This is a genomic window from Natronolimnobius sp. AArcel1 (assembly GCF_011043775.1).
GTDB lineage: Archaea > Halobacteriota > Halobacteria > Halobacteriales > Natrialbaceae > Natronolimnobius.
This window is the reverse complement of sequence record NZ_JAAKXY010000005.1, coordinates 163,440-187,481: the sequence shown is the minus strand read 5'-3', so window position 1 is coordinate 187,481 and position 24,042 is coordinate 163,440. Positions and strand designations below refer to the sequence as shown.

General features: G+C 54.3%; 14 protein-coding genes. 4 read left to right on the top strand and 10 right to left on the bottom strand.

Annotated elements, in window-relative coordinates; all coding sequences use genetic code 11:
- Nucleotides 1–460 precede the first annotated feature (460 nt).
- Nucleotides 461–1,294, bottom strand: a complete 834-nt coding sequence (locus G6M89_RS15975; RefSeq protein WP_165162879.1) for an IclR family transcriptional regulator — start codon at nucleotides 1,292–1,294, stop codon at nucleotides 461–463.
- Between the two features lie 547 nt (nucleotides 1,295–1,841).
- Here G6M89_RS15975 and G6M89_RS15970 point away from each other — a divergent pair.
- Both G6M89_RS15970 and G6M89_RS15965 read left to right on the top strand, forming a co-directional pair.
- Nucleotides 1,842–3,611 carry an ABC transporter substrate-binding protein gene (locus G6M89_RS15970; protein WP_241175383.1) on the top strand — a complete coding sequence of 590 codons (1,770 nt, stop codon included), beginning with the start codon at nucleotides 1,842–1,844 and terminating at the stop codon, nucleotides 3,609–3,611.
- Between the two features lie 164 nt (nucleotides 3,612–3,775).
- Nucleotides 3,776–6,118, top strand: coding sequence for a glycoside hydrolase family 2 TIM barrel-domain containing protein (locus G6M89_RS15965; protein WP_165162877.1), 2,343 nt, complete (start codon nucleotides 3,776–3,778; stop codon nucleotides 6,116–6,118).
- A gap of 575 nt (nucleotides 6,119–6,693) precedes the next feature.
- Here G6M89_RS15965 and G6M89_RS15960 read toward each other — a convergent pair.
- Nucleotides 6,694–8,487 (bottom strand): ABC transporter substrate-binding protein, encoded by a 1,794-nt coding sequence (locus G6M89_RS15960; RefSeq protein ID WP_241175382.1) that lies wholly within the window; start codon nucleotides 8,485–8,487, stop codon nucleotides 6,694–6,696.
- Nucleotides 8,488–8,966: 479 nt separating this feature from the next.
- Here G6M89_RS15960 and G6M89_RS15955 point away from each other — a divergent pair, with 479 nt between their 5' ends.
- On the top strand, nucleotides 8,967–10,010 hold the full coding sequence (locus tag G6M89_RS15955) for a zinc-binding dehydrogenase (protein WP_165162875.1): 1,044 nt from the start codon (nucleotides 8,967–8,969) through the stop codon (nucleotides 10,008–10,010).
- Between the two features lie 647 nt (nucleotides 10,011–10,657).
- On the opposite strand, the gene G6M89_RS15950 is transcribed toward G6M89_RS15955, so the two are convergent.
- From G6M89_RS15950 to G6M89_RS15920, 7 genes are all read right to left on the bottom strand, one after another.
- Nucleotides 10,658–12,151, bottom strand: coding sequence for an alpha-N-arabinofuranosidase (locus G6M89_RS15950; RefSeq protein ID WP_165162874.1), 1,494 nt, complete (start codon nucleotides 12,149–12,151; stop codon nucleotides 10,658–10,660).
- Nucleotides 12,152–12,241: 90 nt separating this feature from the next.
- Nucleotides 12,242–14,566, bottom strand: a complete 2,325-nt coding sequence (locus G6M89_RS15945; RefSeq protein WP_165162873.1) for a glycoside hydrolase N-terminal domain-containing protein — start codon at nucleotides 14,564–14,566, stop codon at nucleotides 12,242–12,244.
- Between the two features lie 63 nt (nucleotides 14,567–14,629).
- Nucleotides 14,630–15,190 (bottom strand): hypothetical protein, encoded by a 561-nt coding sequence (locus G6M89_RS15940; RefSeq protein WP_165162872.1) that lies wholly within the window; start codon nucleotides 15,188–15,190, stop codon nucleotides 14,630–14,632.
- The gene (locus G6M89_RS15935; protein ID WP_206335590.1) at nucleotides 15,187–16,074 is read right to left on the bottom strand and encodes a ParA family protein; all 888 of its coding nucleotides are present in this window, start codon (nucleotides 16,072–16,074) and stop codon (nucleotides 15,187–15,189) included. The genes G6M89_RS15940 and G6M89_RS15935 overlap by 4 nt, the downstream gene beginning before the upstream one ends.
- A gap of 577 nt (nucleotides 16,075–16,651) precedes the next feature.
- A complete protein-coding gene (locus G6M89_RS15930; RefSeq protein ID WP_394352372.1) occupies nucleotides 16,652–18,262 on the bottom strand; it encodes a right-handed parallel beta-helix repeat-containing protein in 1,611 nt (536 codons plus the stop codon).
- A gap of 280 nt (nucleotides 18,263–18,542) precedes the next feature.
- Nucleotides 18,543–19,205, bottom strand: coding sequence for a helix-turn-helix domain-containing protein (locus G6M89_RS15925; protein ID WP_165162870.1), 663 nt, complete (start codon nucleotides 19,203–19,205; stop codon nucleotides 18,543–18,545).
- A gap of 96 nt (nucleotides 19,206–19,301) precedes the next feature.
- The gene (locus tag G6M89_RS15920) at nucleotides 19,302–20,999 is read right to left on the bottom strand and encodes an alkaline phosphatase family protein (protein ID WP_165162869.1); all 1,698 of its coding nucleotides are present in this window, start codon (nucleotides 20,997–20,999) and stop codon (nucleotides 19,302–19,304) included.
- A gap of 484 nt (nucleotides 21,000–21,483) precedes the next feature.
- Between G6M89_RS15920 and G6M89_RS15915 the strand changes: the two genes are divergently transcribed.
- On the top strand, nucleotides 21,484–21,786 hold the full coding sequence (locus G6M89_RS15915; RefSeq protein WP_165162868.1) for a hypothetical protein: 303 nt from the start codon (nucleotides 21,484–21,486) through the stop codon (nucleotides 21,784–21,786).
- 868 nt (nucleotides 21,787–22,654) lie between these two features.
- Here the strand turns inward: G6M89_RS15915 and G6M89_RS15910 are convergent.
- Nucleotides 22,655–23,866, bottom strand: a complete 1,212-nt coding sequence (locus G6M89_RS15910) for a Cdc6/Cdc18 family protein (RefSeq protein ID WP_165162867.1) — start codon at nucleotides 23,864–23,866, stop codon at nucleotides 22,655–22,657.
- Nucleotides 23,867–24,042 lie beyond the last annotated feature (176 nt).

Genomic DNA, 24,042 nt, shown 5'->3' with positions numbered 1-24,042 from the left:
TTTCACTCCCGAATGATTGATTTTCCGAATTACCACCACGGCCAATTACAATTGTGCTATTGTAATATCTTTTCGGCACATAATAGATATTTGCGATGTGGTTTGAGTGAGAAAGTCCGATTATACAACATACTAACAGGAAGTCAATAGGAAACAACAGTAGACACCAGACAGTCACTATACTTCCTCTCGAGTGTGAGCAATCCGCCTTGGGAAGGATTTCGCAAAGCGAAATACCAGCATTCCAACGAGGAGAGAGTCGTTGTACCACTAACCCTGTTCATGCGGTCCCGTTACGGAAGTCCGTCAGTGAAAACGGGGTCAATACAGGTTTCTGAGAGCGATCAGTTACACACGACGTAGCTAAAAATACAGACATACAAGCGTAAAACACACCGCGAATAGTCTACTAGAACTGATCGGATTTCGACTGTCGAAATTGAACACAGCAGAAATTCGATTACGTCTCTAATCTGGAGATTTTTGCTTCGACATCGGCAGCAGCGTCCGTTACCTGTGTGGCCAACGAAGGCGTCTGCCCAAGCAGTTGTGTCCGCTGTCGACTATAAGCAGAAACAGAGAGAGCTGCAACCGGCGTTCCACCGATGGTAATCGGTGCTGCAAGGGCTGGGTGAGTGGTTCCGTGTTCATCACGCTCGAGTGCGTACCCCTGCTCCTGAATGGATTGGAGTTCCCGTCTCAGATGAAAGATCGTCCGCCCGCGACGGCTCGTCGAGTAGTCCTGTAACGGGAGCTCCTGCTTGGGATCGCGATCCGAACTGCCAGTCCGATCAGACGGATCCGGAAGCCCAACGTCGTCGATAATCGAACGGACTGCGTCCCACTCAAGCTTTGAGAGCATCGCCTTTCCGGCAGCCGTCGTTTGGAGGTAGGTTCGATCGCCAATAGCTGGCAGCGACCCAGGTGAACTCACAGACGGCGGCGAGCGATACGTGAAAACACCGTATCCGTCCTCAAGGACGACAAGGGATGTGATCAGTTCGGTACGGGTACTGAGGTCGTCGACTATCGATTTCGCAGTACGAACGATGTCGTATTGCGCGCGGGCGCGGATACCAATCCCGAGAAAGTGGAGCGTCAAGGAGTACGTTGTGCCGTCCTTTTTTACGTATCCCATCGACCGAAGCGTGTTGACATGCTTATGTACTGTACTGTTGGAGACATCAGCCTCCGCTGCAAGTTCAGAAATCCCGGCTGCACCCAACTCGTCAAGCGTCTCGATGATTCGAAACACGGTCTCGACCGACCGAACGCTGTACTCGTAGTTCACCATAGTATCATACGCAACAGTAACGGTTTGATGGCACATATTTCTTGTGACGAAACTAGAGGCTGTCGAAGATGCTGTGCGCAGCTACTACTCGCTGCAAGAGCGACCTCGAGAGACATGCGAAAAGGACAGTTCGAATGTACGAATGCGTGGTGACCGAAGTCGATAGCGTGTTGATGCCAGCAACAGGTGCCATCGGACACCGGTCAGCCAGTTTGATACGCTGTAACCGCGAGGCAGGCAGTATCGGCCCCCCAGCGCCGCCACAGCGAGCAACCAGACACCGACCAGAGCGAGGGGATGAATCCGAGAACGGATCATACACTCGACGGCGCTGGTAGCCGTATCCACACAAGCGGATGGTATATATCTTGTGTACAAGTGTCATAACAAGATTGGGAGCGAACAAAAAGTCGTTCAGGCGATGCGGACACTGCCGAATATGGCAGTTGAGTGTTGTGTACCCTAACCTTTATAATCTATGATGCAGCACGTAGAGTCGATGCGAAAAAGCGCTAGCCATCAGAAGAGACTCTCGCGACGAACACTATTGGGACTATCGGGGGCAGCCGGTGCAACGATGCTTGCAGGCTGTTTCGGTGGTGGGGATGACGATGCGTCCGATCTCATCGACGGCGATGAGTACGAAGATATTCTCGACGAGGTAGATTACAACGAAGACTACGAAGACGAGTTCCATCAAGTGGTTCCGGACTCGGCGAATCCCTACAACGATGAGTTCGTTCGGAACCCCTATCACATCGTTGGTGACGTAGACCAGTTGTTCGGCAATGAGTACCTCTCAGTCTACAATACCGAAACCGACGAGTTCGTTCAGCGACTCGCTGCGGACTGGGAGGTCGACGATGACCTCACGACAACAGTTACGATCAGCGACGAGTACGCTTGGTCAAACGGCACCGACATCACGGCGAACGACCTCGTGACACAACTTAAACTCGACGCCTACATGCAGGTTGGATTAGAGGATTACGTCGACCCTGAAGATGGGTTTTATACAGAGGGCGACTACACGTTCGTCATTGAACCCAACGACGAGTTCACCGACCTCGAGGAAGGCCTCTGGATGAATCAATGGGCAGAAACGATTCTGTTCGTCTCCGAAGAGCAATTCGGCCAGTATGTCGAGCGGTTCGAAGACGCCAATGATGACGATGGGGTAGAGTCGGTCCAACAAGACCTGATCGAACTCGAGTTGAGTTGGAACGAAGCGCTGTACTCGGGGCCGTTCGTCTACGTCGAAGCGAACGAACAATATTCAGACCAGATTCCAAACCCGGAACATCCGATCGCACAGGAGTGGGACTTCTACCTTCGGACGGGTGTTTACGAGGGGGAAGAAGGACTCCGTGCAGGAGAAGTGGACTGGGAACACGCAGAGCCTCAACTCGAGGATCTACCGGATATTTATGAGGAGCCACCGGTGTCGTTCTCCGGGCAGTCGTTTGCGATTCTGTTCGGGTCACAAGACGAGTATATCCGAGACTACCCCGAAGTGCGACAGGCACTCTCGTATGCAGTCGATATGCAGAACCTGGTCGACGTAACCTCACCAGGGACCCCACTGGACGAGTACGGGACAGGCATCGATGCTGGCTACGTCGAGAATTTCGTCGACGAAGACGTCCTCGAGGCGATGACAAACTACACGCCGCACGATACAGACACGGCTACGGAGCTACTCGAAGAAGTTGGGTTTGAACAGGATGATGGCCAGTGGTTCACCCCTGATGGCGATGAGTGGACAATTAATTTCCCCGTCGGAGATTGGTTCGAGGACCACTCACAGGTTATCTCGAACAACCTCTCGGAGTTTGGGATCGATATGGATTATTACGTTACGGAGTTCCCAACCTGGGAGTCAGAACACGCACAAACGTTCGAGTACGATATGACTGTTCATCTTAACTATGGGATGGCAGGAAGCTACCACCCGTACTCAGATTTAGATGGCGCGTTCCGCCACCCTGATCGACACGCAATCGACGATCTCGGATTCTTCGATGAAGAAGTTGAGGTTCCCGAAGTTGGGAATTCAGACGGTGAGATGATCACGATGAATCTCGACGAGGAACTCGATGCGATGCGACTGGCCCAGAGCGAGGAAGAACTCCAGGATTATGCAAGTGAACTCGCCTGGGCGCACAATTACCTGCTGCCTGGCGTCTCAATTATGCCCTGGAGTGAACACTATTGGGTCAATGCAGGCGAGTGGGACTTCGATATCGAATCGGACGACTGGCTAAACACGAACCGCGAAATTCACTACCTGCTCGAGAACGGACTCTCACCGCGATAACAGACGGGAGGCTAACTGACGACGCACCGAGGGCCACAGCGAATCGTCCGCGCCTGCTCACAGTCAGCGATAGCAACATGTTCCTGATCGCAGTCGGAGAAACATGGCGAGAAAAGAATAATAACCGGAAGTTTAGTTACGGGGGATGCGAAACAGGGAACCCAATGCTGACAGATATCGGTCCATCACTAGAACAGCGGCGAGTGCGGCGACTCGAGACAGCGTGGCGATTCCACCCCGGCGACCTCGAGAATGGCGCAGATCCAAGCCTCGACGAGATTGGATGGGACCACCTCGAGATACCGCACGACTGGAGTATCGAGGGACCCTTCGACCAGGATAATCCTGGCGGCGAACAACAAGGGTATGCGCCGGGTGGCATCGGCTGGTATCGTCGTGAACTCCCCGACGAAATTAGCGGCGAGGCGACGCTCCGTTTCGACGGTGTCTACCGAAACTTCGACGTCTACATCGATGGTGAACACGTCGGTCACCGACCGTACGGCTACTCAACTGTCCACTACGATCTCACCGAGGTCGATGTCAGCGGCGGCGAAACGCTCGCCGTCCGTGTCGACAACGACGAGTACCCACACAGTCGTTGGTACACCGGCTCAGGTATATATCGCGACGTCTACCTGATTGAAACCGACTCACTTGCCGTTACCCCGTTCGGGACTGACGTGCAGACGACCGCCCTCAACAGCCACCGAGCCGACTTGCAGGTCGTAACGACGGTTGAAAATACGGCCTCAAGTTCCATCGAGTACACGCTCGAGACCGATATTATCGACCCGAACGGTGATGTTGTCGAAACGGTGCGTACTGGCGCATCCCTCGCAGGAGACGAGACCAGTGAGGTTACACAACGATTTTCGATCGCTGACCCTAACCGGTGGACGCTCACGGATCCAGCTCGCTATGTTGCACGTAGTGTTGTCTACCGGGCAAATGACCCCGTCGATGACTACGTGACGCCGTTTGGCATCCGAACATTCGAGTGGACGACCGATGCCGGCTTTTTTCTTAACGACGAGTCTATCGATCTCAAAGGCGTCAATCTCCACCACGGTGCAGGCTGTCTCGGTGCCGCCGTAACAAAACCGGCCCTCGAGCGCCGTCTTGAAACACTCCAAGAACTGGGCTGTAATGCAATTCGGACGGCACACAACCCTCCCCAGACCGAACTCCTCGATCTCTGCGATGAAATGGGCTTTCTGGTTATCGATGAGGTGTACGATAAGTGGCGCCACGAAGGCGTTGACGAGTGGTTTGACGAGTGGTGGCGTGCGGATCTGAAAGCGATGATCGACCGCGATCGCAATCACCCGTCGGTTGTCTGTTGGAGTGTCGGAAACGAAAACTACGATCAAGGTGAAGACGAGATGATCGAGGATCTCGCGATGCTCACCGAGGCCGCAAGTGAGATGGATCCGACCCGGCCGGTAACGTACGGAAACCCGGGTTGGGGAGATGGGACCGAAGGAGTTATCGAGAACATTGCACGCGTCGCCGAACACGTCGACATCCTTTCTTGTAATTATCAGGAACACTGGTACGACGACTATCGCGAGGAAGGCATCGATATTCCGATCGTCGGCTCTGAATGTCGCCCCTTCTTCCGTGGCTCCGGTGACGATCCGCTCGCGTTCGTTCCACGTAACCCGTGGTACGATGTCGAAGATCACGATGACGTCTGCGGGCAGTTCATTTGGCCAGGGATCGATTATCTCGGTGAAGCCCGCGAGTGGCCGAGTAAAGGGTGGCCAACCGGGTTGATCGATACCACCGGGGCGATCAAACCCTCTGGGCGCTTCCATCAGGCCGCATGGGCTTCCGAACCGATGATCTTCGCTGCCGCAATCGATCACAAACGCGACCGGCCCGCAGCACGACCGCCATGGAGTTGGCCACCGCTATCGGCACACTGGAACTTCCCCGACCGCGAGGATTCACGCGGGTTCGTCAACGTATTCACCTTCACGAACGCCGAGTCCGTCGAACTCTATCAGAACGGAGAGCGCCTCGGCATCCAACACACCGCTGACTTCGGTGCGCGGCCGATGGAATGGTACGTACCGTACAAACCGGGAACGCTCCGCGCAGTCGCGAAAGAAGACGGCGAAATCGTCGACGAGCACACGCTCAAGACTGCCGGTGAGCCAGCGCGAATCGAACTCGAGGCAGACCGAGAATCGATCAAACCAGATGGGCGCGATCTTGTGTATGTTCGTGCAACAGTCACTGACGAAAACGGTGTCCGAATTCCACGAGCGACCCACGAGATCCACTTCGATGTCTCCGGTTCAGGCGACCTCGTTGGCGTTGATAACGGCAATTTCGACAGTGGTGAATCCTGGGTCGGTGAAACGCGTTCGGCCTACCGCGGGACCTGTATTGCCGTCATCAGTGCATGTCGTGAGAGCGGGACTCTCGAGATACAGGCAACCACAGCAAGATTGGAGAGCGACAGTGAAACAGTTACAGTCAGTGAATTAGACAGGTAGGGTAAAGCGCACACACCTACACCAGAGACGGAAGTTTTTCGATCCTGAGCGAATCAAAACCAGATTCCATCGTTTTTGTGTACAGTCATACTTGGCCGTACAACGGCTGTACGTTCGGGATTGTCCAGCCGAATTAAAAGATGTGGGAACCACGAGGATACGATCCAGATGGGACTCGTAGCAGTTGTTTCGGTATCTGTATGAATCGTTTTACACCAATAGAGAGATACCCCTCACAATTACAGAACAGTAGTCATCATAGTCGGAATTTAAAGAGTACGTCCTGAATCAGAGTAAGCGATGATAGCTAAACACACAGATAGCCTTTGGGGGGTTTGACGTCCTACAGAGCAGTTACAGACCTATGTTACTGACAATATGTCAGTTTTGAAGGGTTCTGAGAAGTACAGAGGGATACTAGCTCCGTATTCACAAAGAAAGCTATTCTCATGCACAGATACAAAGGAGTGCTATGGAAGATAGTGATCACTATCCTGACACAGCAGCCAAAAAATACCGACCGACGTGATGCCAGACCCGATCAGAGTAGACCAATCACAAGCTCTCTGCGTTGATCACTCCGGCTGAAGGCCATTCTGGAGCAAGTAGTGTGAGATACGATTCGATGTCGTCCAATCGTCTGAATCGAGATCGAAGTCCCACTCGCCTGCGTTGACCCAGTAATGCTCACTCCACGGGAACATTGGAGCACCGGGAAGCAGTTGGTTGTGCACCCACGCAAGATTGGACGTGTGCTCCATGAGCTCTTCTTCGTCCGTGGCCGTTGCCATGGCCTCGAGTTCGTCCTCGATATTGAACGTGACCATGTCGCCATCTGGGTTGCCCACTTCTGGGACTTCGACTTCCTCATCGACGATACCAGTCCGCTCGGTGAACAGTCCACGGTCTGGATTGTTGAACTCCTCTTCGAGATCAGAGTATGGGTGGTAATCACGCGCCATCCCGTAATTCAACTGAAGCATCAGATCGTAATCCAGATTCTGTTCGTGCTCAGACTGCCACGTTGGGAACTCCTGGACATAGTAGTCCATATCGATTCCAAACTCCGAGAGGTTGTTCGAGACCATCTCCGAGTGGTCCTCGAACCAATCGCCAACCGGGAAATTGAGCGTCCACGTGTCGCCATCAGGGGTAAGCCACTCACCATCATCGTTCTCGAAACCGACCTCCTCGAGGAGTTCCGCGGCAGTGTCTGTATCCTCTGGGGCGTAGTTTGTCATCGCCTCGAGGACGTCGTCGTGGACGAAGTTCTCGACATATCCCGCGTCGATACCACTGGCGTACTCATCGACGGGGGTCCCTGGTGAGGTGACCCGGGCGATGTTTTCCATGTCGATGGCGTAGGCAATCGCCTGCCGAACTTCGGGGTAGTCACGGATGTACTCATCCTCAACGCCAAAGATAAGCGCAAACGTCTGACCGGAATACGACACTGGCGGTTCCTCGTAGATATCTGGGATATCATCGATCGTTGGATCGTTGTGGATCCACGTCCCCTCACCAGACTGGATGGCCTCTTCGTCCTCGTACACGCCGTTTCGAAGGTAGAAATCCCAATCTTTTGCAATCGGGTGCCCAGGGTTTGGAACCTGATCCGCAAACTGCTCGTTTGCCTCGGCAAAGATGAATGGCCCTGAGAAGAGCGCTTGGTCCCAGCTGGGCTCGAAATTGAGCACATCTTCACGGATGCTTTGCATCTCATCTTCGTCATCAGCGTTTTCAAACGCTTCGATGAAATGACCATACTGCTCGTTAGAGACCTGCAGGATTGTCTCTGCCCAGTTGTTCATCCACAGTTCATCCTCGAGATCACTGTACTCGTCGCGGGTTTCGATGACCAGCGTGTAATCATCCTCAGCGTAGATGCCCTCGTCGGGATCGACGAAGGTCTGCATCCCCATATCCATGTAGGAGCTGATCCGCATTTGCGTCTCGAAGTCGTGTGCCGTGATATCGCTCCCATCCGACCACGCGTAATCTTCCTCGAAGTAAATTGTCGTAGTCAGGTCATCAGCAATATCCCACGACTCAGCAACCCGTGGCAGGAACTCCCCAAGTTCCGTGTTGTATACTGCGAGGTACTCGTTAGTAAATTCTTGACCGCCATCGCCACCATTCCAGCTCACGTGGAATGGGTTAAAGAGGTACTGATCATTGTACGGGTTGAGTGCTCCTGCGGGAACAGCCTCATTGAACTCTTCTTCGTAATTTTCGTTGAAATCGACGTCGTCGATGATAGACTCGAGTCCATCATCTTCGAGAAGATCCGTGGGATCGTCATCGTCATCGTCGCTACTACCGAAGCATCCAGCGAGTACTGCTGCACCAGCAGCTCCTGAAACAGCCAACAGTGTTCTTCGTGACAGAGTATCCTTGCGGTGTTTGTTAGCCACCATCAAGGAGACATTGATTATAGAGTATTATAAATGTTCTGGGAACTGTTTAATCTCAGTAAACATTCAGTGCGAAGTGGCGGTTAGCGGCCTTCAGAACTCTGTTATCTAGACATTTGGACTGGAATTAATCCCGTTCAAAGCACGAGTGGGACCTGTTTTTAATATTTTTGATCAATAGCCGCTGGTCGCTGGGTGTTCAATAACAAAACGAACCAACAGTTTCGACTATATTTCTCAATGAGAGGAAGAATATCCAATGATCGGTCTTTTACAGACATAAGTACGTAAACGATAGCGAACGAAAGGACGATTTGACGAGTATCTCTCCTTCAGAAACACAGTAACAGGCCATTCCAAACGAGACAGGACCTATACACCTCAGCAGCATCCGTTTCAGAGGATTTTATACGATGACTGTACGAACATCGACTATGCGAGGACTTGCCAAAACAGACCGAACGGACGGGGCGATGGAACTACTCGAGGTCGATAAGCCAGCACCGGGACCAGACGAAGCGCTCATTGAAGTCTCTCACGCGGGATTGTGCGGGAGCGACGCAGGCATCTACAAGTTCAAATCCGCCTTCGAGCGCATGGAACTGCCGACGATTATCGGTCACGAGTACGCTGGAACGGTCGTCGACACCGGCGACAACGTCAGCGAGTACGCCGTCGGTGACCGCATCGTCGAACGTCCGATTCGCGGCTGTGGCGAGTGTTATCAGTGCAAAATCGGCGAAGAGAATGTCTGCCAGAACGCCGTTATCACCGGCGTCGACCACCACGGTGCCTACACCCAGTACGTCACCGTCCCCGAGCGCGCACTCCATCCCGTGCCCGATGATGTCTCGCTTCGCAACGCCGCCGTCGTCGAACCCACCAGTATCGCCGCTCGAGCGGTGATAGAGAACTCACGCGTGGGCGCGGGCGACCGCGTACTGGTCGCTGGCCCCGGCCCAATCGGTCAGCTCACGGCACAGATCGCCCGCGAACAGGGCGGCGAAGTCGTCGTCGCCGGTGTCGGTCAGGATACCAACTACCGACTGCCACTCGCCGAGGAGTTCGGCTTCGATACGATCAACGTCGTCGAAGATGATCTCGAGTCCATTCGTGACGAACGAACGGATGGCATCGGCTACGACGTTGTCTTCGACACGACGGGCCACCCCTCGGGGTTGACGATGGCCGTCGACGAAGTCCGTAAAGGCGGCCAGATCGTCCTCGTCGGCCAGACCGGCGAAACAACAATGGAATACTCGCCGCTCGTGCGCGCTGAAATCGACCTGCAGTGTTCGTACGCCTCGATGTACGAAGACTTCGAGCGCTCGCTGCGCCTGATCGCCTCAGGTGCCGTCGACTGTGAAACGTTCATCGACGAGCGCTACTCGCTGCTGTCGGCTGACGACGCATTCACCGCGTTCCTCGGTGGCGAGACCTGCAAGCCTGTTTTCGACGTCAGCGAACTGCACGCGTAACGAAGACAGAGAAAGTGACGGGTCACCGGACCCATAGGCGTGTACGAGCAGTACGAGAAAACAGCCTGTCACCGACTCGTATTCGTGTTCTCAGACAGCAGAAACCAGGCTGCAAGACCGACAGTAATGCCGATAGCGGGACCCATCGGCCCGATAAAGGGATTACCGGCGATCGATCCTGTCAAAAACCCGAGCGACGTACCGATGACAATCCCGAAAGCCACGCAATAAGCAAGGAGAGAATCATCGCTTATCCCCTCGGAAAAGTTGACCATGCCTCTGAATGAAAATCAAGTAGGAAATCTCTTTCTGTGAGTGGATCAGGTCAACAGGTTACTCGGTATCCTGCTTCCGTTGAAAACGCGGCGATAGCCACCGGAGTTGGAATGGAACTCCCGTGGCCACCAGCGAGGGCCGCGTCGTATGCCAGCCCATACAGTAACACGCCCGAACTGTATGGCTAATCTGTCACGCCTCGCCATGGGTAGCTATTCCATAGCAGATAATAAACCTATGTGATTATTCATCATCATTATTATGATGAAGAGGAGTTGTGCACGTCTAGGACGCAGCGCAAAGGTACCGGCTCGAGAGCCTGTTTCAAGCCACGGAAAATAAAAGTGGGGTCGAACAGAGAACTCCCGTCGTTACGAGAGTGTCAGGGTCGCGACTGTCGCTGGTGGGAGATCAACACTGATCGTGTTCCCATCGACATCGACGTCGGTGGTCTCCGGTTCGAACTCAGCGGCGTTGTCCGGAGTAACCGTTGCGCTAGGCTCGTGGTCGCCAAACAGCAGGGTCGCCTCGACCGACTCTGGTGCCTCGCCCTCGACAGCCACCGAAACAGTCTGTTCGTCACGGCAATCGAGGTTCGTGAGCGAGATGAACGTCTCCTCACCATCAGTCGACGCCGATCCCTGCACGAGTGGGAGTTCGCGGTCATCCTCGAGGTCGCGGGCTGGCGTATCGACCGTCGTCTGAATCGCATCGTTGCCCTTGTGCGGTGCATAGGAATCGAACACGTGGTACGTTGGGCGTGCCCATGCGTCGTCCGCGTTCGTCTCGACGAGACACTGCAGGACGTTGATCGTCTGTGCGATGTTCGACATCGTCACCACGTCACTGTGGTCGTTGAAAATGTCGAGCACAGCCGCTGCAGAGAGTGCATCGAGAACCGTTCCTGGCTGCTCGAGGCCGTTTTCCGAGACTGCTTCGGGATGCCAGGCACCCCACTCGTCGACGATGACACCGATATCACGGGTCGTCGCGATAGCGTCAATTGCGCCGGCGATCGCTTCGATGTGACCGTCAGTCTCGAGTGCATCAGCGAGGAACGCATCGTAGTCATCTTCGTCTGACTCCGAGACCGTCATCGTCTGGCCGTAGTAGTGATGCAGGGTAAGGTGATCAAGCGGGAACTCTGGGCCCCACGAACTGTCTGCGATCTCCTCCAAGAAGCGGCGGTTCCACTCGTGGTGTTCAAAGCCACAGGCAATGAGCTCGAGGTCGTGCTCGAACATCAGTCCGGACTGGGTGCCAACGTAGGTGGCAAAGCGCCGGTACTCGCGGGCGTACTGTTCAGGACTCATTCGGCCACCACAGCCCCAGTTTTCGTTTCCAAGTCCCCAGAATTTCACTTCGTAGGGGTCGTCGTGACCGTTCTCGCGTCGGCGGTTTGCGAGTTCCGTGTTGCCGTCGTAGTTACAATATTCGACCCAGTCAGCAGCCTCCTGTGGATCGCCAGAGCCAACGTTGGCAGCCAGATACGGCTCCGTGCCAACCGCTTCACAGAACTGCAGGAATTCGTCGGTACCAAAGGCGTTGGACTCTTCGGGAACTTCCTCCGGACCCTGTGCCCAGAAGAGGTTTCGTCGCCGTGGACGCTCTTCTTGTGGGCCAACGCCATCCTCCCAATGATAGTCATCAGCGAAACAGCCACCGGGCCATCGAAGAACAGGAATATCGAGGTCCTTGATCAGTTCAAGAACGTCCTCACGATAGCCATCCTCATCAGCGCTGTCGCTGTGCCAGAGACCCTCGTAAACACACCGTCCAAGGTGTTCTGAAAAGTGCCCGTGGAATTCAGGGTTAATATGTCCAACAACTGCTTCACTATGTACAGTTACTGTTGCATCGGCCATGTAGCGATCTATTTTCGCACACAGATAATAAAGGGAGCGATTAATTTGGTGAGAAGTGTACCGCATGACAGTTCCGGCGGGGAAAGAACATCACCGTCTCTGGAGCGTCACGGTCTCGCCACATCCAGTCTCGAGTGCAACAACGCCTGTTTCGGGACGGGTCGGCGAAACAGAGTCGCCATCGACGAACACATCGCAGTCGGTACGTGTTCTGACCCGTAAGTGCTCACCACACTCAGATGTGATCTGGGCGGATTGAATACGTCCATCATCCCACTCAAGGTCGACCTCGAAGCCCCCACGGGCACGAATTCCTTCGATGTAACCAGCATCCCACGCGTCTGGAAGTGCTGGAAGAAGGTGTAATTCACCCGCGTGACTCTGTACCAGCATCTCGAGAATTCCCGCAGCACCCCCGAAGTTCCCGTCAATCTGGAAGGGCGGGTGCAGATCAAACAGATTTGGGGCAGTAGATCCAGCGAGCAGTTCTAACAGGTGTTCATGGGCGTGCTCCCCCGCTTCGAGTCGCGCAAACTGATTGATTAGCCATGCGCGACTCCATCCAGTGTGTCCACCACCGTGTTCAAGTCGACGCTCGAGTGTCGTGCGTACCGCATCTGCGAGTGCTGGTGTCTCACGGAGCGTGATCTGGTCACCGGGATGGTGAGCGTACAGATGAGAAATGTGTCGGTGACCAGGCTCAGCTTCCGTATAGTCGTGTCGCCACTCCTGTAACTGGCCGTGTGCGCCGATCTGCAGCGGTGGCAAATCAGCGAGCATCGACTCGAGAGTCGCACCAAACTGTGAGTCACACTCCAGGGTTTCAGTTGCCTCAATACAGTGAGAGAAAAGGTCAGTTATCAGTTGTGTGTCCATCGATGGGGCAATCGCAATCGTAACCTCGCTCCCATCAGGGGCAGTATACGGGTTTTCGGGAGAGGTAGACGGAGCAGTGACGTAGACACCGTCGTCTTTTACGCAAAAGTCGACCAAAAACTCAGCAGCTGCCTTCATAACGGGGTACGCGGTTTCACGAAGGAAGGTCTCGTCTCTGGAAAACTCATATCGCTCCCACAGATGCCGACAGAGCCAGGCAGCACCTGTTGGCCACATGCCCCATTGGGCACCATCAACGGGAGTGGTATGTCGCCAGAGGTCAGTATTGTGATGTAGGACCCAGCCACGACAGTCGTAGTGCTTTTGTGCTGTTTTGTGTCCGGTTTCAGAGAGTGATTCAGTAAATGATACAAGTGGCTCAACACACTCGTGAAGATTCCCTGGTTCTGCTAACCAGTAATTCATCTCGAGGTTGATATTCGTCGTATAGCCGGAGTTCCAAGGTGGTTCAAACTCCCAGTTCCAGATCCCTTGCAGCGTCGCAGGGAGACATCCCGGCCTGGAACTTGCAAGAAGCAGATATCTCCCGTACTGAAAATAGAGCGCCGATAGATGTGGATCGGCGCGGCCAGTTGTAACGGCTTCGAGACGCTCATCGGTCGGTTCTGCGGGTGGGTCACCAAGATCTAGCGACACTCGAGAGAACCGATCTCGGTGTTCAGCGATATGTGCGGCCCGGATATCGTCGTAGGGGCGCTCGGCAGCGTTCAGAGTGGTACTGCATGCGTCAGTGGGCGCCTCCGTCTGGAAGTCAGTTTCAGCAGCGATATGAACAGAGAACGAATCTGCGTTCTCGACCTGGAGTTGGTCTCCATCCGTACTAATTGTCGCAGCCTCACCCTCGACAGAGACACGAGCGCAGGACTCAAACCGAAGGCCCCACCCATCAACGGTTCTGCTGTAGCGTTCGTCTTCAGATCGCGGCAGGTTCAAGATCTGTCCGCGGAGGATGAGTTCGTTGCCGACTGCAGTGGCTCGGGCGTCTTGGCTACGGTCAAGCGACAACGATGCAGAGAGTTCTCCGACTTGATCACAGTCGACTCGAAGGACAATGATATCATCCGGAGCAGAGACGAACGACTCACGTGTGATTGTTGCCTGATCAACCGTATACGTCGTTGTCGCAATTGCAGTCTCGAGGTTTAGTTCCCGACAATAGGCCTCGACAGACTCATGGCCACACTCGAGGGTGAGTTCACCAAATTTCTGATAGGGGTGCAGTGTAACTGGCTCTCCCATGAGATGCCGATCAGCGAGAGCCTGTGCTTCCTCGTAGGCACCGTCAAAGAGAAGATCTCGAACAGCAGATAGCTGTTCATTTGCCGAATCGTTCCATCGAGGACTTCCATCGCCGGCCCACAGCGTCTCTTCATTCAATACGATCTGTTCACATGCTGGGTCTCCCGTGAGTAACGCACCAAGTCGTCCGTTCCCGACTGGCAACGACTCGAGGGGGCCGCTTGCTGGTTCTCGGTACCACAGTGTAGCGTCCGGTCCCGAAGGTGGTGTTACTGACACCGTCGTACAGATGTACGGAGAGCCGATAAGAGTACGCGTACACGAACGCGCTGGCGGGGACAACTACTCAGACTGCCGACGAACGTCCGCGATTGCATCCGGCAGTTCGTCACTATGCTCGATTGCAACTTTCAAGACCGCATCGTGAATTTCTCGTGTCTCCTCATCACGAATTCCCATCCGACGAAGTTCCGGGATTACTGTAATGCCGAGTTCATCCTCGAGTTCGTCCCACGTTTCATCACGTGCATACAGGGGTTTCTGCCGAACTTCGCTGTACTCGAACGCCGGACCAGTCTCGGCTGGCTCTGGCTCGGACGCGTCGGTGTCCTCATCTTCCGTCTCAGTTGTTGGTGACGATTCCGACGAGTTGTCAGCAGAACTATCGGCAGCCACGCTCGTGGATTCATCCTGCGAAGGCGTTGACTCTTCCGGCACCGACGGCGATGGTGACGGTGATGACGACGATGCTGGCGATTCAGATTCAGACGGTCCATCTGTTGGTGGCGACGCGTCGTCTGTTGACTCCGCATCGGCAGTGTCAGTCGCTGACGACGCACTCGAGTCAGTCTCAGACGCTGAGTCGTCGTCATCACTCTTGAGATCATCAAATGGATTGCTCATCGATCGATCCCTCCGCCCGCAACGATTTCAGCGAGTTCCTCGTAATACTCGATTTGGTCACTTTCGGGATCGTAGTCCTGTAGCGGCTGGTTGTGTTGAAGCGACCGCGACAGTGCCGATCGATGCCGAATTCCTGGCTTCGGTGTCGTCATTTCACCAGCGTCGATCGCCTCAAATTCTTCGCTCGTGATCCGAGCAAACGGTGGGACTGCCTCTTGAAGCGGCTGACCAGGATTAACCTCATAGGTCGCCGTGTTGAGATTCTCGAGAAGTTCACGGTCTTCGGTCTGTTGATCGATCCGATCCGAGAGTTTGTTTGGAACAACCGCAAGGACGTCGACGTCGATATACTCACGCGCTGGTTCGATCAGTCGCTCCATCGTTCGCTTGTACCCACCGATTGCACTCGAACCAGGCTCGAGCGGAATCATCACGTTCCCCGTTGCGACGAGTGCGTTGTTGTTTAACATTCCCGGATAGGCTGGACAATCAAAGACGACGTAATCGTATTCCTCACCAAGCAATGGGTCGACAATCTTCGACTTGACTCGTGCCGACCCCTGCATTGCACCCGCGAGATCCTTTTCGACATCCTCGAGTGTATTCGATGATGGGAGGAGGTCGAACTCGTGATCAGTTGGTTGAATCAAATCGTGTGGTGTGGCATCACCCTCAAGAATTACGTCTCCAAGATTGACCGTCGCCTGGTAAGCCTCGGTGAACCCCAAGCCGTTCGTTGCGTGCCCATTTGGGTCAAGGTCTGCAAACAGGACCCGCCCGCGTTCAGCGAGCTGACGCGCAAGATTCATCGAGGTCGTTGATTTACCGACACCGCCTTTCAGGATGACCACGCTCACAGCGCGTGGGGGAGTTGCTGCTGACATTGTTGGCGCTGCCCGCTAGGGTTTGAATAGGCACCTATTATTCCACAAATGCCTGTTTCAACGGACAATAACAGAATATGATTGGTTCCACTTAATAATACCGCAGCTAACTTCGGTAGGTACCTTAGGTAGCAAAGATACAATAGGTGAAATAGATGGGTTGTACAAGCCACCTATTGCAGATGAGGAAGTCGAGTAGAAGCGCGCTGTGAAGGGGCAAGAGGAGAAATAAAAAAGATAGATAGAGCACGTACAATAGCCATATTAGATGCAATAGACACAATAGCTACAGAAGAAAAAGTACCTAAGATACCTATTGGAGACATATGTCCAGCTAGATCGGCCATCTGAAAAAGGAAATGAAGAGTCACAATAGAAGCGACAAGCGAAGTAGATGAGATAGGCGAAATAGACGAGACAGATACAATAGGTGAGATAGTCACAATAGGTAAAAGAGATGCGAGAGGGAGAATAGCCAAGAGAGATAGAGTAGACAGCGAAGATGAGATGGGACGAGTAGTTGGAAACGTTCGAGCAGAGAACGAAGAAGAGCCATCGGCACCCAAGTTGGACAGGTCTACGAGATTGTATTGCGCCACGCCAGTACGTCAGTAGCACCGAGATCATCGATTCCGTTCCCGATGTGGTTTTCTCGCAATTCGGGACCCTCGATATCGGGATACAGTCGGACACCCTCGAGAGAACTAGTGGCGGACTCAGCAGTCGAATTCCGGAGGTGATTGCCGTTGCCCTGGTCAACGTACGGATACTGACTCGCATGGAGATCGCTTCTATAGACAGTAGCGTCATCACCGGTGATCACGAGGCCATTGCGGTCGGCACCGTTTCGGCCTAGCTGATCGACGTTTACGTGACTGAATCGACAGTTATCCCGGCCACAACGGATGCCGTCACGGAGTCCAGCGCCGGTGACGCCAGCCTCACCGGAAATGTCAGTGAGTTCGACCAGGACGCGGTCCTGTTTGTCTGTCTCCCGGATCCACAGCGGGTAGCCACCGGCCGTTTCGTGGACGATATCACAGTCGACGATATGAGAGAACCCAGCATCAGGCGAGACGACGATTCCATGATTGACATCGTCACCGCGGAGTTCGAGTGAGGCCCCGTCGACTCGTGACTGACTGCACGTGTTCATTACCGAAATCGCGTGGCTGGTCGACTGTGGCGACGAGATTGAGATATCGACATCAGAAATCCCGAGGTTGTCGCCGTTCTCGAGGCGAATCCCTCGCTGGCTGTTGTCGTACGACCGCGTTCGGTTAACAGCGACGGTGGCATCTCGAATGACGCTGTCCTGCCCACCGAGGCGGACGTTCGCGCCGTTGCTGTTTGCAAATCGGCCACCGTCGATGATGACCGTTCCCTCCTCGTTGACCGCATACAAGCCGTTATCCGGAAAGCCGCCAAGTTCACAGTCTCTAAACTCGAGGTGACCGACGTTCGTATTCGCCTCGATCCCGATTGGGCCGCGCCAGAGATTCCCCGCGTTCGGCGTGTCATCAGCATGGCGGCCGCCATCAGGCGCACGGAAGCGTTCGACGACACCCTGGCCGTTCGGATCGCTGATCGCGAACATGCCCGGACCCCACGTCCCACTGTCGTGTTCGCCGTCAATTGTAATATTGCGTACCTGCAGATCCTGTGCAATCGTCGCCTCGATGACGCGGATACCTGTCTCAGCCGCCGTCTGATCGACATCGAATCCCTCGAATCGGAGGCGCTGACCAGGGTTGTACGAAACGCCGAGCCGAAACAGGCGGAACCGTGGTCCATCGAACTCGTGGTACGGCGCAGGAACAATCGTCGCGTCCCGTCCGAAAAAGCCGATGTTCTCGAACCCGGTAAATCGGAACTGAGAGTCCATAGAGTACCTCCCTTCCGGAAAGACGAACGCCGTATTATCCGCCCGCAGTTCCTCGAGAACCGGCGTAATCGAGTCTCCACCGGTGTTGTCCGCTCCGGCGTCGACGACATCGACGACAGTGTCGTAGTTCTCGTGAAACGCTGCTGCTGGTGAGCTTGCACTCGAGAGAACACCCAGTGTCGTTGCCCCCGTTACGGCGACTCCCCGCAAAAACGTCCGCCGAGATCGGGTCGACATCGTGGCAGAGTGAGAATCCGTCGTCGGTCGCCTCCGCGCCTCATCCCCCAACTCCGCATCTCGCATCCCGCGTCGTTCCGTCATTGATAGTCACTGCTATTGAAGTAACGAGGCGGCCGAGTAACTAGGGGTTCGGATAGCAAGTTTTTAAGTACTAATCGTTCCCTCGAACTGAGAATTATGATTTTTCCACAGTCTAAAACGGTTTCACTGTGATCAACAGTGGTGAGATATCGATCTCGATTCTCGACGTATAGCCTCTGTAGAGGCGTTTATAACCAGAAGAAGTCTCTTCGGAGCCGACAACGGGATACCTCGAGAGTAGAGTTAGTGCTGTTATCACAGATTAGATAGTTGTGTCGGCAGTTCGGTCGTTCTCGAGTGTGGCTGCAATCAACATCGAGATGGCCCGCCGAAGTTGCTGGGAGACGGCTGAATCGGTCACGTCGAGCCGATCAGCCAGGTCATCCTGTGTGATATCCCGCGGGATATCGAAGTAGCCAGCCTCGTATGCCAAAAGGAGGATTTCACGCTGATTGTCGGTCAAGAAGTACGTGCCTTCGTCGGAGACACCAGAGTCACACAGCTTTGTCACCCGGAACGAGACGCCGTGGTCGCGGTACCAGTGTCGAATCGCCGCCAACGACTCTCTGTCAGGCAGATACAGTCGGACACTCCACGCAGCGTTGGTGCTCGTCGCAGTAAAGACGAATACGCCACACTCGCTACACTCGCCCGGGACGATCTCAAGATGGGTGTCAATGGTCAACCGATAGATCGACCGCTGTCCAAACGTGGCGACTTCCGTTGCCGCAGAAACGGTCGCATCGTCTGCAAGGACCTCCTCGAGGGTGTCGGTTTCGTCACCGAAGACGGAAATGAACTGCATCTGAGTGCCATTATAGGTCGTCTCGTACTCACGCCTCAGCGTGAGATCGGGCTGGCGCTTCATCGTCGGGACCAGCGGAAGCGCGTCGTGAGCCAGACGGACATCTGCAATGAATCCCATCGAGTGATCGGTGTTGTGAGACTCGCAAGTACAGCCCATACTTATCGCCCAAGTAAGACGGTTTCAGCCGCTCAAACAGAGCATAAGGAGAGAGTTTCACTCCATGTAGCCAAGATCAGCCAGCCGCTCAGTGACGTCTGCATCAGGCTCAGTTCGACTGATTTCGTCGTCCTCGTACGATGGATAGCTGATTGACTCGACTGCGTCAGTCGAGTCCAGAACTGGGACGACGCTGCCATCCATTCGGTCACTAACAGGCAAGTCCATCGCAGCCATGATCGTCGGCGCAACGTCGAAAATATGGGCGCTGTCGAGTGCTGTATCCGAATCAATGCCATCGCCCGCTGCGACGAACACTCCCTCGAGTTTGTGATTCCAGGGTTCAGCCGAGTCGAAATAACCGTCGGTCGTACCGCCCAGTTGCTCGGTTATCATGTGATCGAAGTTCGCTGGAATGGTGACGATATCGACCGTCGCGTCGTGGTGCGGCCCGTGGAAGTAGCGCTCACTCGGTGCAACGGTTTCAAAGAATGGCTCGCCATCAGGCGTCTTCACAGACTGCAAGTCGCGGATGAGTTCCTCACGAATCCGTTCGTACGCCGCTGGCGAGACGACACCCGCAGGATCCCGACCCTCAAGGTTGATCCGCACACCAAGTTCCGTTCGGGCGCGGACGTACGCAATCGACTGAGCAAAGTCAACCTGTTCGTTTGCCGTCCGTGAAATCCCTCCCGGGGCATGGGAGATTACAAATTCAGCCAGTCCAACCCGCTCGAGAGCAGCCCGGATGCGACTGGCAGTCAAGCCAAAACGAGCCATGACCGACAGCGTGCGTGCGGCGACACCGGGCTCCCACGTCTCGCACTCTTCGCCCTCCCGAAGCCGCCTGCGCATCGGCGTCCACGAAGGCATGCCCTTTCCACCAGTCGTCGTCTCGAGATAGTCCGCATCGCGGAGATACTCGTTGATTCGGAACTCAGAACCCTCGTAGGGCCCCATCCCGTGGTCGCTGACGAGAAACACCCGCTCCGGGTCGCAATGCTCGAGGATAGCAGCGATCTGGTCGTCAGTTTCCTCATAGACGCGATCGACCGCCGCCTCATCGCCGTCGAATTCGTGAAAGACCGTATCAGTCTTCTGGAACTGGACGAACCCGAATTCGGGGTTGTACTCGTCGACGAGATAGCGAAAGGCAGCGCCACGCGTTCCGATCAACCTGCAGTACTCCTCGAGTTTTTCCGGTGTCGATAGCGAGTCGGAATCTCGTGTATAGCTCGGGTAGACACGATAGTCGCCGATTTCCTGGCGGACGTCCGCTAAGAGCCCCTCCGGATGGCACGGTGGATCTTCGGGGCCAAGAAATCCAGGAATCACCGCGCCATCGAACTCGTCGGGTGGGTGTGTAACGGGTGCATTGACGACAACACTCGAGCGATCGTGTTGATCGAGCAGTGTCCACAGCGAGTGCTCATGGACGTCGTCGTTGCTCGTGACGTGCCAATCGTAGCCGTCGTAGCCAACGAACCCAATCGCACCGTGCTTTCCGGGGTTGACACCGGTATAGATCGATGGCCACGCACTCGGTGTCCAGGGCGGAATCTGGGACTCGAGGGGGGCAGAAACACCCTCCGTACAGAGTCGTTCGATCGTCGGAATGCGATCCGCATCGAACAGCCGTTCGAAGATCGACAGGCTGCCCGCGTCGATGCCGATAAGTAACGTCTCTAGCTCGCTCGAGGCGGGATCGATACTCCTCGTCGATACAGGTTTATCTCGGCGGTTTGGTTGGGTCATCGGTCGGAATGCGAAGTGAGAGTCGCCACCGAGGTGATCGGTCGCAGTTGAACGCCATCGGCAGCGACAGCAGTCGGTGGGACACGATACGCTATCGACTGCGTAGATACCCGAGTACTTCATTATGGGAGGGGTAAGCCCCGAAAGCACCGGAAAAACGAGCCAGAGTTGGCTCTCGACAGATCCCACCACACAAACTCCTGGGACAATCCTACCGGCGTTGGAAACCCGATAGTAAACAGACAAACTCGAGTGGGGTACAGCAATCAGACAGTGTATCTGATGGCACGACAACCGTCGAACGCCAATTAATGTGAGTGTAAGCCCCACGAGAAGGAGAATCACAAAACGAATAAAAGATGTTGGTTGTCATAAGTGTCTGTTGCAAAGACTGCAAGCGTTGGAATTCGTCTTAATCGAAATAATTCACTGCAACGGACTCTCAGCCTTATTTAGCAATTCGTCATCGCCCAAAACGCACACTATGAAAGCACCAACCCTCAGCCGACGACGATTCACAGCGGTACTCGGCGCTGGTACGGTCGCAACACTGGCAGGCTGTATGGACGACGATGATGAAGAGCCAGTCGATGGCGAAAACGAAATCGACGACGATGACGGGATGGATGACGACCTGGACGGTGATGAAGACGATACCGATGCAGACGATGATGATCTGAACGGTGACGAAGACGACGGCCTCGAGGATGACGATGACACAGAAGTTGACGATGATGACACCGATGACGAAGACGAGAACGAATCCGACGAGGAAGACGAACTCTAGGCACTACTGACGGAATATCCTCGGTCGAACGTCCATCGTTCGACCAGCTGCATTTTATCGAGGGTCGAACTGCCAGATCGACTCATCAAAGTGTGATAATTACAAGCAATGATAAATAATAGAATTTGTTTCACCGGAAACTCGGTGTCTCTTCTGTCGGTATAGGTGTGCAGCGTTCCACCGGAAACGTGGTGTGTTTCTGGGGAAGATCGGACTCATGCCTGTGAGTGATAAGCGGCGAGGTGGCCCGACACCACGGGGTGCGGCCGGTGGCAACGACAGACCCCATACCTCGCCACAGTCCATTCGAGTCAGAGCGATATAAGACGGGTGGCAAGGCCTTCGAAAGGGAAATCGATACCTGCAGTAGCAATTAGCTGTGACCAGGACTTGACCTCCTCCCGCGCCTAAAGTCGTGGGAATCAGATTTTTACGAAATGACCCAAGCGTTGCTCGAGGCGAACGCTGCGTACCTTCCAGAACTGAATTGAATCTATCCACAAGTTCCAGACGATACCAGTGTATTTCACCGGAAGCCCAGTGTCCGGGAAAGCATGAAACAGCTATAGTAGCCACTGAAAGTCAGTGCACACCCAATCGCACGAAGGCTGTGCGATTGGTGTGTAAACCGTTTCAGTTGTTATATAATACTCCACTGGGACACACCAGGTTTCCGGTGAACAAGACGGCGTCTCAAAAAGCGACCAAGAGAAAATACAGGTATCGAGACACTCATTTACACCGGAAACACGGTGTCTCTGTGACGGAAACGAACACAACACACCGGATTTCCGGTGAACGAGACGAACTCAAGCAGAGTAGGTACCAAAAGTCGAATTCAGTCGGTCTGATCACCAACCTAGAAGGATTACTCGAGAGAGTCTGCAAGAACGTTTTTGACGACTTCGGGGTCCTCGAGAAGCATGTGTTCCGTATAGCTGCCTTCGGCACTGCCGCCACTGTGGCGAGACTGTTCGATGACATCCAAAAACGCATGCTCTTTTAACAGATCACGTACGCGTCGCAGTGAGAGCGTGTCGACACCCTCTTGACGGCAAATCTGCTCGTAAACTTCGTAAATTCGGGTTGTCCGGAATCCCTGTTCCGGACCGTCTGTTGCGGTATTCTGCTCGAGCGAAAGCACCGTCAGTGCCTGTAACACGTATTTCGAATGCGGTGTCGAACCACGGATTAACTCTCTGAATCGATCGACTTCGGCCCGTTCTCGAGCCTGGACGACGAACTCTTCGCGAACCATATCAGCGCCCGATGACTGAGCAATCTCACCAGCATACCGAAGAATATCAATTGCCTTGCGTGCATCACCGTGCTCTCGAGCAGCGAGTGCTGCTGCACGAGGAATAACACCCTCACCAAGAACGCCCTCACGGAACGCATCACTCCGGGCGGACATAATATCGTTGAGCTGGTTCGCATCATACGGCGGGAACACGAACTCGCGTTCACAGAGGCTCGATTTAACGCGCTCGTCCATCCGATCTCGATACTTGATCTTGTTACTAATTCCAACGACACCAACCTTGCAGTTCGTGAGTTTCCCAGCTTCGCCCGCACGAGAGAGTTGCATGAGAATCGCATCGTCCTCGAGTTTGTCAATCTCGTCAAGAATCACCAGCACCACATCGTACGCTTGGTCGAGGATTCGCCAGAGTCGTTTGTAGTACGTCGCCGTACTGATTCCTTTGTCCGGAATGTAGATCTCAGTCTCGTCGTTGTTCACTGAGCTAGCGATTGTCTGGACAGTTTGGGTTTCGGTACTATCCTGCGCACAATCAACGTATACGTAGGTGACGTTCGTCCCTTCTTCCTTGGCCGTATCGACAAGTCGGCTCGAGACGTGTTTCGCACACAGTGATTTCCCGGTCCCTGTTTTCCCGTAAATCAAGACGTTGCTCGGACTTTGGCCGAAAATTGCGGGGTTAACTGCATTCGCGAGTTGGCCAATTTCGTCGTCTCGACCCACGATACGACCCTCATCGGGAACGTGGCTAATCTCTAGGAGTTCCTTATTGACAAAGATTGGATCCGTACGGACAAAGAGGTCGTCGGAGTCAGACATTTACTTAGACACCGTGTTTCCGGTGAAATCTCTTGAACGTTTCGCCGAGACACACACACCACGTTTCCGGTGAAACCGGTCTCGAGAGTGTGGGTGGTCCAGGGGAAATGGGGGTTAGCTTACAACGGAAACGTTGTGTGAAAGAGAGACAGAACAGCGAAAGAAGGCAAACAGAG